Origin of the sequence: Streptomyces sp. NPDC001744, from assembly GCF_042892575.1 — a bacterium.
Classification (GTDB): Bacteria; Actinomycetota; Actinomycetes; order Streptomycetales; family Streptomycetaceae; genus Streptomyces.
In genome coordinates, this window is sequence record NZ_JBIAUG010000001.1 from 229,942 (window position 1) to 242,868 (window position 12,927).

10 protein-coding genes are annotated in these 12,927 nt (G+C 74.2%); 5 read left to right on the forward strand and 5 right to left on the reverse strand.

Annotated elements, in window-relative coordinates; all coding sequences use genetic code 11:
- Positions 1–24: 24 nt before the first annotated feature.
- Positions 25–468: a hypothetical protein gene (locus ACFYZY_RS01205; RefSeq protein ID WP_388688781.1), complete on the reverse strand. Its 444-nt coding sequence runs from the start codon at positions 466–468 to the stop codon at positions 25–27.
- A gap of 262 nt (positions 469–730) precedes the next feature.
- On the opposite strand from ACFYZY_RS01205, the gene ACFYZY_RS01210 reads away from it, so the two are divergent.
- The gene (locus ACFYZY_RS01210) at positions 731–2,005 is read left to right on the forward strand and encodes an ABC transporter substrate-binding protein (protein WP_388688336.1); all 1,275 of its coding nucleotides are present in this window, start codon (positions 731–733) and stop codon (positions 2,003–2,005) included.
- Between the two features lie 204 nt (positions 2,006–2,209).
- Positions 2,210–4,453 (forward strand): FG-GAP repeat domain-containing protein, encoded by a 2,244-nt coding sequence (locus ACFYZY_RS01215; protein ID WP_388688338.1) that lies wholly within the window; start codon positions 2,210–2,212, stop codon positions 4,451–4,453.
- A 98-nt stretch (positions 4,454–4,551) separates the two neighbouring features.
- Here ACFYZY_RS01215 and ACFYZY_RS01220 read toward each other — a convergent pair whose 3' ends face one another.
- The 3 genes from ACFYZY_RS01220 to ACFYZY_RS01230 form a co-directional block, all read right to left on the reverse strand.
- Positions 4,552–5,955, reverse strand: coding sequence for a hypothetical protein (locus tag ACFYZY_RS01220; protein WP_388688341.1), 1,404 nt, complete (start codon positions 5,953–5,955; stop codon positions 4,552–4,554).
- 161 nt (positions 5,956–6,116) lie between these two features.
- Positions 6,117–6,698 carry a hypothetical protein gene (locus ACFYZY_RS01225; RefSeq protein ID WP_388688343.1) on the reverse strand — a complete coding sequence of 194 codons (582 nt, stop codon included), beginning with the start codon at positions 6,696–6,698 and terminating at the stop codon, positions 6,117–6,119.
- Between the two features lie 318 nt (positions 6,699–7,016).
- A complete protein-coding gene (locus ACFYZY_RS01230) occupies positions 7,017–8,399 on the reverse strand; it encodes a transcriptional regulator (protein WP_388688345.1) in 1,383 nt (460 codons plus the stop codon).
- A 243-nt stretch (positions 8,400–8,642) separates the two neighbouring features.
- Between ACFYZY_RS01230 and ACFYZY_RS01235 the strand changes: the two genes are divergently transcribed.
- Positions 8,643–9,353 (forward strand): bifunctional DNA primase/polymerase, encoded by a 711-nt coding sequence (locus ACFYZY_RS01235; protein ID WP_388688347.1) that lies wholly within the window; start codon positions 8,643–8,645, stop codon positions 9,351–9,353.
- A 143-nt stretch (positions 9,354–9,496) separates the two neighbouring features.
- Here the strand turns inward: ACFYZY_RS01235 and ACFYZY_RS01240 are convergent, their stop codons facing one another.
- Positions 9,497–10,015, reverse strand: coding sequence for a hypothetical protein (locus ACFYZY_RS01240; protein ID WP_388688350.1), 519 nt, complete (start codon positions 10,013–10,015; stop codon positions 9,497–9,499).
- Between the two features lie 229 nt (positions 10,016–10,244).
- Here ACFYZY_RS01240 and ACFYZY_RS01245 point away from each other — a divergent pair, with 229 nt between their 5' ends.
- Both ACFYZY_RS01245 and ACFYZY_RS01250 read left to right on the forward strand, forming a co-directional pair.
- Complete coding sequence (locus ACFYZY_RS01245) at positions 10,245–11,252, forward strand: ABC transporter ATP-binding protein (RefSeq protein WP_388688352.1); 1,008 nt, start codon at positions 10,245–10,247, stop codon at positions 11,250–11,252.
- Entirely contained in the window at positions 11,252–12,910 is a 1,659-nt protein-coding gene (locus ACFYZY_RS01250; RefSeq protein WP_388688355.1) for a transporter, read from the forward strand. The genes ACFYZY_RS01245 and ACFYZY_RS01250 overlap by 1 nt, the downstream gene beginning before the upstream one ends.
- Positions 12,911–12,927 lie beyond the last annotated feature (17 nt).

Below are 12,927 nucleotides of genomic sequence, written 5' to 3' on the forward strand. Positions count from 1 at the left end.
GCACCGTCCGTCAGGCGGAACGCCTCACGCCCGGGTCGCGGCCCGGAGCGCGTCGAGGGAGTGCGGCGGCGTGTCGGGGTCCTCGCCGTCGGCCAGGGCGAGCCGTACGTGGGCCTCGCGGGCCGCCCGTACGGCCTCCGGCCATCCCTGGTGCTCCAGGTACGCCGAGACGGGCGCGTCGGGTCCGACCTGGTGCAGGATGCGCAGCACCCGCAGGACGGCGACGTCGACGAGGGCGGCCTCGCCGGAGTCCCGGAAGATCGAGCCCACGTACTTCTCGGCGGACCAGTTGTCGAGCCAGGTCTCCTCGACCAGGCGGTAGACGGCGTCGGTGACGTCGCCGTACCCCTCCCGGCCGGCCAGCCAGACCGTCTCGTGGAACGCGGGGTCGGAGAGCATGTGCAGCGCCGAGCGCACGTTGCTGCGCCAGCGCCACCACGGCATGTCGTTAAACGGCATGCCGCCCATGGTGGAGGAGCGACGGCCGCGACGGGAAGGGTTCACCGAACCGGGACCGGGAACCGGACCGGGACCGAAGGCCGGACCGGGGCCGGAACCGGCTGCCTGGCCGGGGATGGGGCTGGACACGGAACTGGACACCGTTCGATCGTACGTTCCCTTCCCGGCCGGGCGGATGCACCCCCTCCCGCCCCGCTGTTCACCCCCTCGTCACGCAGCGTCAACCCTCACCCCCTTCCGCGTTACGGGCGGGACGGGAGCGTGGGCGTCCATGAGCGGCAGGCGACTGACCCCACTTCTCGCGTACGTCACGGCCGCGGCGACCGGGGCGTCGCTGCTCACCGGGTGCGGCGTGCTCCCCGGCGCCACGGGGGGCTCCAGGGAGCCCGTCACCGTGATGACCTGGGCCCCCGACCGGACCCGGGCGACCAACATGCCCGGCATGCCCGCCATGGCGCAGGCGTACGCCCGGTGGGTCAACTCCCGCGGCGGCATCGACGGCCACGAGCTGCGCGTCCTCACCTGCAACGAGCAGAACACCTCCGCGGGGGCCGCCGCCTGCGCCCGCCGGGCCGTCCGCGAGAACGCGGTCGCCGTCGTCGGCTCGTACAGCCAGAACGGCCGGGCCTTCATGGCCCCCCTCGAAGCGGCCGGAATCCCGTACATCGGCGGGTACGGCATCACGGAGGACGAGTTCACCAGCCCGCTCTCGTACCCCGTCAACGGCGGTCAGGCCACCCTCGTCGCGGGACACGGCCGGCAGCTGGCGGAGGTCTGCGACAAGGTCTCCCTCGTCCGGCCCGACACCCTCGCCGGGGACAGGTTCCCCGACCTGCTCGACGCCGGGCTGCGCGGGGCGCGCCACCGCGGCGCCGTCGACATCCCGGCCGCCGAGGACGCCGCCGAGTACACCCGGCAGGCCGGGCGGGCCCGCGCCGCGGCCGGGGGCGGGGACGGGGACGGGAGGGGCTGCGTGACCGCCGTGCTCGGCGAACGCACCCAGATCTTCTTCGACTCCTTCCGCCGCCTCCCCGAGGAGGAGCGCGCGAGGGGCGGTGACGTGCGGATCTCCTCGATCCTCGGCAGCGTCGGCCAGCCCGTGATCGACAGCACCGGGGGCGCCCGCGGCCCCTTCGAGGGCGCGCTCGTCACCGGCTGGTACCCGGAGGCGGACGACCGGAGATGGGCGCCGATGCGCGAGGTCGTGAAGGAGCACGCGTTCGTGGACAACCGGGTCGATCCGGCCGACCCGGGCGTCCAGACCACCTGGATCGCCTACACGGTCCTCAAGGAGGTCGTCGAGGGCCTGGACCGGGACCGCGTCACGGCCGAGCACGTCTCCCGCGCCCTCGACCGGGGCGAACGGATCGACACCGGGGGCCTCACCCCCACCCTGCGCTGGAAGTACGAGGACCTGCTCGGCGCCCCGGGCTTCCCCCGGATCGTCAACCACGAGGTGACCTTCCAGGTGGTCCGGCAGGGGCGCCTCGTGGCGCAGCGGCCCGGCTTCGTCGACGTCGGCGCGACCGTCCTCGGCGCCTCCTGAGCTCCCTTCCCGTCTCGCGGGGGGGGCCGGGGATACTCCCCGCGACGCCTTCCGCCGCACCGAACGGTGATCACCGCCGGTACCCGCTCAGGTGCGTTCAGGTGCGTTCAGGAAGAAGCCGCATCCTCGCACAACCATTCCCCCCGCCCACGAGTCCGATCGGGCGCGGCACTCCCGTGCCCACCGTCCTCAGAGGGGTTCACTTTGCCATTCCGCACCACCCGCACCCGTCTCGCCCCGGCCGTCACGGCGGTCCTCGCCGTCACGGCCCTCGGCGCGGGCACCCTGGCGACGGCACCGGCGGTCTTCGCGGCACCCGCCGTCCGGGCGGCCGCCGAGACCGGTGCCCTGCCCGTCTTCCCGACGGGCGCCCAGGTCCTGGCCACCGGTCCCTCGGGCTTCCTCACGCACGACCGGTTCCCGTCCGGCGCCGACGCCTCGACACTGCTCTGGACCCCGTACGACGGCGGGACGCCGACCCCGGTCACGGTACCGGCCGACGGCGGGTGGGCCTCGGCCGGCGGCGACGTGCTCGTCGTCGGCGACACGCCGTCCGCCCGTGACATGCGCGCGGTCACCCTGCGGAACATGGCCGACCCGGCCGCCCCGGGCGTGACCATCGACCTCTCCTCCCTGAACGCCTCCTACGTGACCGTCCTCGGCCCGACGAGCGTCCTCGCGCAGGTGCAGAAGGGTGACGGCGAGGCGGAGCTGCTCGTGGTGACCAGGAACGGCGCCGCGCTCGACACCGAGCCGGTGACCGGCCTGCCCGCCCACGCCCAGCACTTCTGGAGCGACGCGCCGATCGTGAACGGGCAGGTCCTCGTCGGCCACATGGCCGGCAAGAGCGACCCGACGGCCGGCGGCCGGTCCGTCATCGACCTCGCCTCCCGAACCGTCGTCCTCACGTACGGCGCCCTCGAGGGCGGCATCGACTTCAGCCACCTGCTGTTCTCCGAGTCGTACGTGGGCTGGTACGAGCGCAAGGGCACCGCGATCACCCTCACGGCGGTCTCGCGCGGCCCGAATCCGACGCGGACCACGAAGATCCTCAGTTCCGCGGAGACCGACCTCACCGCGCTCGCGGGTGACTGGCTGATCCTCGGGAACCCGGGGGCGGGCGTCAGGGCCTACTCCCTGTCCTCCGGCGACAGCCGCCCCGTCACCAACGCGTCCGGTACGACCGGTCTGGCGGCCGCGGGCGACGGCACTTCCGTGGTCAGCGGCGAGCGGCCCGACGGCACCCGCGGCCTGTTCCGGCTGGGGAACGCGGAGAACGGCGACCTGGCCGTCACCAGGATCGCGGACATGGATCTCGGCGCCCCGCCGGCCGTCGTGCAGTCGCACGTCCCCGCGACGGTCGACCTCGACAGGAGCGGCGGAAAGGTGGCGCTGGGGTGGACGCTGTCGCGCCCCGACGCCACCGTGGACGTGACGCTCACCCACACGGCGACGGGCAAGGTCTTCCGCCAGCACCTCGGTCCCGTCACGAACGGCACCTCCCGCTTCTCCTTCGACTGGGCCGGCGAGGTCTTCGGACCCGACACACCCCACACCGACGACGCGCCGAACGGCACGTACACGGTCGCGATGGAGGCCACGCAGGTCGACGGCATCGGCGAGACCGTCCGGGACACCCGGCGCATGGAACTCGGCCGGACGCCCAACCCGCACGACTTCACGAACAACGGCTCCACCGACCTCCTCGCCCGGGACGCCGCCGGCGTGCTGTGGCGTGACGACCTGCGCGACCGGCCGGTGAACGGGCAGGTCAAGACGGCCCGGCGGAGCCCGGTCGGCTCCGGCTGGAACGCGTACCAGCAGATCGAGGCCGTCGGGAACACCGGCGGCGCCGTCCACGGCGACCTGGTCGGCCTCGACGGCTCCGGCGTCCTCTGGAGCTACCTCGGCAAGGGCGACGGCACCTTCGCGCCCCGCACCCGGATCGGCGGCGGCTGGGGCGCCTACAACAAGATCACCGGCGGCAGCGACCTGAACGGCGACGGCCGGTCCGACCTCCTCGCCACCGACACCGCCGGCGTCCTCTGGCTCTACAAGGGCACCGGCAACTGGTCCGCGCCCTTCGCGCCCCGCGTCAGGGTCGGCGGCGGCTGGGGGGCGTACAACCAGATCACCGCCACCGGCGACATCGCGGGCGCGTCCGCGGGCGACCTCGTCGCCCGTGACAAGGACGGCGTCCTCTGGCTCTACCTCGGCAAGGGCGACGGCACCTTCGCCCCCCGCATCCGCGTCGGCGGCGGCTGGAACGCCTTCTCCCAGCTCGTCGGCGCGGGCGACCTCGACAACGACGGCCGCCCCGACCTGGTCGCGTACGGGGCGACCGGCACGTACGTCTACCGCTCGACGGGCGTGTGGAGCTCGGTGTTCACCCGCCAGGCGACGCCCCTGTACACCGGTGAGGGCACCAAGTTCACCTCCCTCGCCTGACCCGCACGACGAGACCCCCGGCGCACCGGGGCGGAGCCGGACGAGCCGGTCCGCCCGTCCCGGTCCGCCGGCCTCCGCCCCGACCGGCGGGGCGGCGCTCAGAGCTGGGTGGGGGACCGCTTCTCCAGTCCGTACTTCTCGGCGGTCGGGTTCCACAGCCCGGACGCCCTGCGCTTGGCCCGGGTCGCCTCGCCGCTCTTGGCGTTCGCCGCGGAGAGCTGGTTGGTGGAGCGGGCCTTGCCGCCCTTGCACGCCTTGTCCGACTTCATCTGGTCGGCCCAGGCCGCGTAGTGGTCGTCGGCGGCGGCCGACGCCTTCCACGCCTCGGTGAGCGCGGCGGTCAGGGTGGTGTTGTCCGGGATCTTGTCGACCGACAGCGACTGGAGCTTGGTGACCAGGCTCCGGCGCTGCTCGGCGGCGCCCCGGAGGTCCGAGGCGGCCTTGTCCAGGTTCTTGCACTGCTTGATGGACTCGACCGAACTGATCACCGTGTCACGGCTGTCGCTGCTGGTCGCGAGCAGCCTGCTCAGCTCCCGCGCCTGCGGCTCCGCCGGGTCGGCCGGGTCCGCCGACTTCTCGGTCCGCCCCCCGGTGGAGGGCGCCACGGAACCGGCCACCGGCTTCCCGCCCGTCCCGGAGGTCTTCTCCTCGCCCCCGCCGCTGAGCAGCGCCCCGGCGCCGAGGCCCACGGCCGCGCAGCCGACGACGACGGCGGCGATCAGCGCGACCGGCGACTTGCGGCGCGGCGCGGGCTCCTCGTCGTCGTAGTAGGCGTCCTGGTAGCCGTACTGCTGCGGGGGCTGCGGCGGCTGGTGCTGCGGAGGCTGCTGGTAGTGGTGCTGCGGGGGCTGCTGGTACGGAGCGGGGGCCGGGGGCGGCGCCTGGTGGCCCTGCGGGGCGCGGGGGGCCTCCGTACGGAACAGGCTGTCGAACTCGGCGGGCGGCTGCCGCTCCCCGGGCTCGGCCGGGGGTATGGGGGTGATGTACCGGGTCGCGTCCGAGGCCCCGGCGGGGCCGCCGGGACCGTGACCGCCGTGACCGTCTTGGCCCTCGTGACCGCCCCGGCCCTGGTGCGGGAGCGAGCCCGTGCCCAGGAACTGGGTCGAGTCGCCCCCGTCCCGCCGCGGCGGCACCGGCGCGATGTGCTGCGTGGCCTGCATGTCGGCGTCGGCCGGGGGCGGGTAGCCGTACCCCGGCCGCGAGCCCTGGACCGGCGGCATCCCGCCCGGCACCGGCGCGATGTGCTGGGTCGCCTGCATGTCGGCGTCGGCCGGGGGCGGGTAGCCGTACCCCGGCTGCGGGTCCCGGACCGGCGGGAGGTACTGGGTGGACTGCATGTCGGCGGAGCCCGGTGCCGCCTCCGGAGGCAGCGGCTGCCCGCCCGGCCGGCCGTCGGCGGAGCCCCAGGCGCCGTCCCACGGCCGTGCTCCCCCGGGGGCACCGTCGTGCGCGGGGGGCACCGCCGGGTATTGCGGCTCCGGACCCTGTCCGTTCTGCGTCACCGGGACTCCTACTGATGGACCTACGGAATCGTCGGTTCACGCTACCGGGTGGGCCTGGAGCTCCGCACACACGTGTGAGACCGGTTACACAACTGGTTCACGCGGGCGGACGGGCGGCTTCACGGAGCCGGCGGACGCGTGCGGGTTCGCCCGCCGGCCGGTCACCCCACGCACACGACGGAGCTGGTGAGGTTGTCGAAGCCGAAGTCCCTGAGGTCGGGGAATTCGGCGTACGGGAAACCGGCGAGCGTGACGGACCTGCCCCTGTAGTAGGAGTGTTCCCAGAGAACGTTCACGCCCCATGCCTTGACGGAGGACCCCGCGTCATTACAGTCGTACGGCCACCAGTTGAAGTTGGGCCACGTGATACTGAACGGCACTCCCCGGCCGGCGAAGCTGTAGCCGTGGTAGATGATGCACGTACCGAAATCCGTCAGGCCGTGCCACCGGTCCACGATGGCCTGTTGCTCTTCCGGGGACTTGTTCGACAGCTCGCGCATGAGGATCTCGTCCGCCGACGCCTTGGCCGCCTGCACCTTGTAGTACTCGACGATTTCATTCGGGTCGCTCAGCGACCTCACGGCGCTCACGCGCTCGTCTGCCGTACGCATGCGCGCGGCCGTTTCCCCGTCGACCTCGGCGACGAGGTCCGTCAGTTCCTCACGCGTGCCTTCGTGGAACTCGAGCTCTGACTCACGGCTTCGCCGCAGGCCGAGCAGATGCTGCGCCTCTTTGTTAGCCATGGAGATCACCTTGGCTGGAGAAAGGACCCAACGCCACGAGGCGGCCACGATTCCCCCGGCCCCCTTCGCGGTCAGGGATTTCCGGAACCCCCGACGCGTACCGCACGGCGCCTTTTCGGGAGGGGCGGCCGCCGTCGCCCGTTGCTTCTACATCAAGGTTACCTCCGACCGGGGACCTGTACCTGTGCGCATTGGTTCTCGGCAAGCGTCTCCCGAGGGCGGGGCGGGCGCGGGGAGTTCCCCGGCGGCCGCACCCCCACGGCCGTCGCCGCGGACGCTCCGTCCGCCGGCCGCGACCCCGCCCCCGGGGCGATCCGCCTACGCCACGGACAGCTCCATCCGCACCCCGAACTCCCGTACCGCCGGCTCCGCCGCGTACGGTTCCAGGCGCTCCTTCAGGTCCTCCAGGTACTCCGCGCCCCTCGACGAGCGCAGCGTCCCCAGGAGTTCGAGCGCCCGCGCGCCCGTCCGGCACGCCTGCTCCACCTCCCGCTGCTGGACCTGCGCCGAGGCGAGGAGGGCGAGGCCGATCGCCCGCCGCCGCGTCCGCGTCGCCGGATGCCCGGCGATCGACTCCTCCGCCGCGCGCGCCGCCTCCCGCGCGCGCCCCAGGTCCCGGTAGCAGTGGGCCATCTCGTCGGCCAGGTACGCCCCGTCGAAGTGGGTGATCCACGCGGGCTCGTCCCCCGCCTCCGGGTCGGCCCGCTCCAGGGCCCGCGCGGCGCCGCCCGCCGCCGCCTCGAAGGCGCGGACGTCGCCCATCAGCGCGTGCCCGCGCGCCTCCGCCGCGAGGAACATCGCCTCCGCCCGGGGCGGCACCTTCCCGCGCGCCCCCTCCTGCGCCGCCCGCGCCAACTGGGCGATCTCCCGGGGGTTTCCGAGCTGCGCGGCGAGGTGGCTCATCGAGGCGGCGAGCACGTAGCCGCCGTACCCCCGGTCCCCGGCCGCCTGCGCGAGCCGCAGCGCCTGGATGTAGTACCGCTGGGCGAGGCCCGGTTCCCCCGTGTCCACCGCCATGTACCCGGCGAGTTCGGTCAGCCGGGCGGCCGCCCCGAAGAGCTGTCTTCCCACCGCCTCCCGGTACGAGCCGGACAGCATCCCCGCCACCACGCTGTCCAGGTAGTGGACCACCACCGGGCGCACGTGCCCGCTGCCGAAGCGCCGGTCGAGGTCCACCAGGGAGGCCGTCGTCTCCCGCACCGCCGCCACGTCCGAGACGCCGACGCGGGCGCCCGCGGTGCGGGCGACGTGGCTGTCCGGGCCGGTGATCAGCCAGTCCCGGCTCGGTTCGACCAGGGCGGAGGAGACCACCGCCGAGCCGGACAGGAAGTCCCGGTTCCCCACGTCGCTGCGCCACAGTTCGCAGACCTGCTCGATCGCCCCGGGCACGGTCGGCGCGAACCGGAGGCCCACGCCCGCCGCGAGGTTCCGGCCGCCGGCCATGCCGACCTCGTCGACCGTGACCGTGCGTCCCAGCTTGCGGCTGAGCGCCTCCGCGACGATCCCGGGCGCCCGGCCGCGTGGCTGCTGCCCGCGCAGCCAGCGCGCCACGGACGTCTTGTCGTACCGCAGGTCGAGGCCGCGCTCCGCGCCGACCGTGTTGACCCTGCGGGCGAGGCCGGCGTTGGAGCAGCCCGCCTCCTGGATGAGCGCCTGGAGCCGTTCGTTGACCTGGCGCGGAATGAGTGGCCTGGCTGCCATGAGTACTCCCTGAAGCCGTGCGGCGATCGATGAGAAGGGATCACTGCCCGGCGAATATCCGGTCAATGCCGATGCGAACACGCGAAACCGGACACGCCGGCCACGGGCCCTCTCCGACGCCCCCACCGGTGCGTACCCGCCCCGCCTCTCCGCCCCCTCCGCGCGCCCCCGCCCGTGCACCGGTGCGCCCCGTGTGCGGAGCCGTCGCCCCGCCCCGCTCCTCCGCCGCGCCCGTAACCCCGGATGGCGGGAGAAGTTGTGTTCATCGTGGAAAAGACCTTCGGAGTCACGGAAGCCGTACAGGCCCCCCAGATCCCCCAGCAGCGCGGCGAGACGCTGCTGGACAGTGCCGTGCGGTACGCGGAAGAGAGGCACTGGGACGTGTTCCCCGGCACCTGGCTGGAGGCCGCCGAGGGCCGGGAGCGCTGCTCGTGCGGCGCGGACGACTGCGCCCTGCCCGGCGCCCACGCGGTCCGGCCCGACTGGTCGACCCTGGCGACCGGCAGCGGCGCGGGCGCCCGGCGGATGTGGTCGAAGCACCCCGGGGCCGCGATCCTGCTGCCGACGGGCCGCTCCTTCGACGCGATCGAGGTCCCCGAGTCGGCGGGCTTCCTCGCGCTCGCCCGCATGGAGCGCATGGAGCTGGGGCTCGGTCCGGTGACCCGCTCCCCGGACCGCCGGATGTACTTCTTCGTCCTGCCCGGTGCCGCCGCCAAGGTCCCGGACCTGGTCCGCGGGCTTGGCTGGGTCCCGGCCTCCCTCGACCTCACCACGCGCGGCGAGGGGCACTACGTGGCGGCCCCGCCCACCCGGGTGGGCGGCCGGGGCGCCGTGCAGTGGGCGCACCGCCCCACCCCGGCGAACCGCTGGCTGCCCGACGCGGAGGAGCTGATCAGCGCCCTCGCGTACGCGTGCGGGCGGGAGGCGGCGGAGACGAGGTCCCGCACGCGGTGACCCGGGGGCCGCCCGGTCTCGGACCCGGTCCCCAACCCGGACCCGGTCCCCAACCCGGACCCGAACCCGGTCCCGGACCCGGGCGGGTCCGCCGGTCGGCGCGCCCCCGCCGGCCGGCCCCGCCCCGGGGGCCCGCCGGGGCCTCACGGGAAGTACAGGGCGGCCTTCTCCAGCACGTGGCCCGTGAACATGCCGCCCCAGGCGGTCCGGCCCCGGTACATCGTGGTCCGTACGGCGTCGGGGGCGGTCTCGACCGCGAGGGGGCGGCCGATCAGCGTCGCGTCGAGGAGCCGGGCGTCCTGGGCGGCCCACCGGGCCGCCTCGGGCCGGACCCGCGCGCTCACCAGGGCGGGGAGCACCAGGGCCGCGTTGCGGGCACCGGGTATGCCTCCGCGCAGGCTCTTGGCGTAGCGCATGGACCACTCGGTGAACTCCGCCAGGACGGCCGCGTCGATCACGGGGACGGCGGCCGCGAAGACGGACAGCTCGGCCTTCGTCCCGAACCAGCGGGCCTTGCGGTCGGCACGGAAGCCGGTGACCACCTGGCGTCCGTTCCAGCGCGTCGGGATCACCGTGCAGCCGTCGGCCGCCAGTCTCCCCTGGAGCGCCGTGAGGTACGCGATCGCCGCGTCGGCGGGCGGCTCGGCCGCAGGTTCACTCATGGGCGCATCCTCCAACTTCCTTGCCCCGCAAGGGAAGAGGAACGGGAGAGACCGTTTTTCGGTCCCGGGTCCGGGGCCGTCCGGCCTCCGGAGTCCCCGAAGTTCCCGGAGCCTACGAGATCCCGAGATCCCGAGATCCCGAGGCCCCCGAGGCCCCCGAGGCCCCCGGAAGGGCCGCCCTTAGGGTGGGGCCCGTAAGTCACGGGGACGAACGAGGGGTTGACGGAACATGCCCGACCAGGCATCCGGGAAAGCGTTCGGGACGGCGGACACCGCGCGGGGGGACGGCGGGGAGCCCGCGGTGCGCGTCGAGGGGCTGTGGAAGCGCTTCGGCGAGCAGGTGGCGGTGCACGGGATCGATCTCGTCCTGCCCGCCGGGAAGTTCATCGGGCTCGTGGGCCCCAACGGGGCGGGGAAGACCACCACCCTCTCCATGATCACCGGCCTGCTGCGGCCCGACACGGGACGCGTCCTGGTCGCCGGGCACGACGTGTGGGCCGGTCCCGAATCGGTGGCCCGGGTCAAGGCCCGCATCGGCATCCTCCCGGAGGGCCTGCGGCTCTTCGAGCGCCTGTCGGGCCGCGAACTCCTCGCCTACACCGGCCGCCTGCGGGGGCTTCCGGGCGCCGAGGTGGACAAGCGCGCCGCCCAGCTCCTGGACGTGCTCGGCCTGTCCGGCTCGCAGCACAAGCTGGTGGTGGACTACTCGACCGGCATGCGGAAGAAGATCGGGCTCGCGGCGGCGCTCCTGCACAACCCCGAGGTCCTCTTCCTCGACGAGCCCTTCGAGGGCGTCGACCCGGTCTCCGCGCAGACCATCCGGGGCGTCCTGGAGCGCTACACCGCGTCCGGCGCGACCGTCGTCTTCTCCAGTCACGTCATGGAGCTGGTCGAGTCGCTCTGCGACTGGGTCGCCGTGATGGCGGCGGGCCGCATCCGGGCCCAGGGCCCCCTGGCCGAGGTGCGCGGCACCGCGCCCTCGCTCCAGGCGGCGTTCCTGGAACTGGTGGGCGCGAACGGGCGCGACGCGGCGGGGGACTCCCTGGACTGGCTGGGTGGTGGCGGCGGCAGCGGTGGCGGCCGTACGGGAAGCACCGGGGACGGCACGGGCACGGCGGACGCGGGCGCGAGTACGGGCACGGGCACGGGCGCGGGCGCGGGCGCGGGCGCGAGTACGACTAGGGGTACGGCTACAGGTACGGGTACGGACACGGACACGACGGACGGGGCCCGGTGATGAGCGCCCCCACCACCCCGACGTCCCCCGCCCCCGCTCCCGTCCCCGCCGCGCCCTCCGGGGACGCCCCCTCCCTCACCTCCGTCTTCGTACGGCTCAAGCTCTCCCTCCTGCGCAACGGGCTGCGGCAGTCGGGCGGCCGGACCACCGCGTACGTCGCCTCCGGCGTCTTCGCCCTGCTCCTCGCGGCGGGGATCGTGCTCGCCTTCGTCGCGCTCCGGGGCAGCACCGCCGCCGGCACGGTCGCGGTGCTCCTCACCGGGATCTTCGCGCTCGCGTGGGCGATGGTGCCGCTGTTCGTGCCGAGTGGCGACGAGACCCTGGACCCGTCGCGCCTGGTGATGCTGCCCCTCCTGCCGCGCCCGCTGATCCGGGCCCTGCTGGTGGCCTCGCTGGTGGGCATCGGCCCCGTGCTGACCCTCTTCGTGGTGTTCGGGGCGGCGCTGTCCGTGGCGCACGGCGCGGCCGGAACGGTCGCCGCCGTGATCGCCGTACCGCTGGTGACGGTCGCGTGCGTGGCGCTGTCGCGGGCCGTGGCCGCCGCCAACATCCGCCTCCTCACCTCCCGCAAGGGGCGCGATCTGGCACTGCTGAGCGGCCTGGTCATCGCGGTCGGCATGCAGGTCGTGAACTTCGCCGCCCAGCGCCTCGGGCAGCCCGGCGGCCTCGACTCGATCGCGCCGGCCGTGTCCGTCGTCGGCTGGCTGCCGCCCGCCTCGGCGATCGGCGCGGTGGAGGCGGCGAGCGAGGGCTCGTACGCGGTGGCGGCGGCCCGGCTGCTGATCACGGCGGCGGGCCTCGCGGCGCTCGTGCACTGGTGGCGGCGGAGCCTGGAGCGGCTGATGGTCGAGCCGGACGGCTCCACGATCGGCGCGGCCCCGTCGGCCGGGCGCGAGGACGGCGGTACGGGGTTCCTCGGCCGGGTCCTGCCGGCGGGCCGCACGGGCGCGGCCATGGAGCGCACCCTGCGGTACGCGTGGCGGGACCCGAAGACGAAGGCGGCCTGGGTGACCTCGCTGGCCCTCGGCCTGATCGTGCCGGTCTTCAACGCGGTCCAGGGAGCGGGCTCGATCTACTGGGCCTGCTTCGCCTCCGGCATGCTCGGCTCGCTGATGTACAACCAGTTCGGCCAGGACTCGTCGGCGTTCTGGATGGTGGCGCAGACGATCTCGACGAAGGCCGACGCCTACGCCGAACTCCGGGCGCGGGCGCTCGCGATGCTCGCCGTCACCCTGCCGTACTCGATCCTCGCCACGGTCCTGACGACCGCCTTCCTGGGCGACTGGTCGCGCCTGCCGGAGGCGCTGGGCCTGGCGCTCGGGCTGCTCGGCGCGATGCTGGGGACGGGCGCGGTGGCCTCGGCGCTCTTCCCGTACACGATCCCCCAGGACAGCGGCTACAAGAACGTGGCTCCGGGGCAGGCGGGGCTGGCCTGGATCTCGATCTTCGGCGGCATGTTCGCGGCCGCGCTGCTGTGCGCCCCGCTGATCGGCGCGGCGCTGTACTGCCACCTCACCGACCGGCACTCCCTCCTCTGGCTCCTGCTCCCGGCCGGCGTCCTCTACGGCGCCTTCCTGGTCCGGGCGGGCCTCAAACTGGCGGCCCCGCGCGCGGCGGACCGGCTGCCGGAGATCCTGACGGCGGTGAGCAAGGGGTAACCCCGTCCGTACGCGCG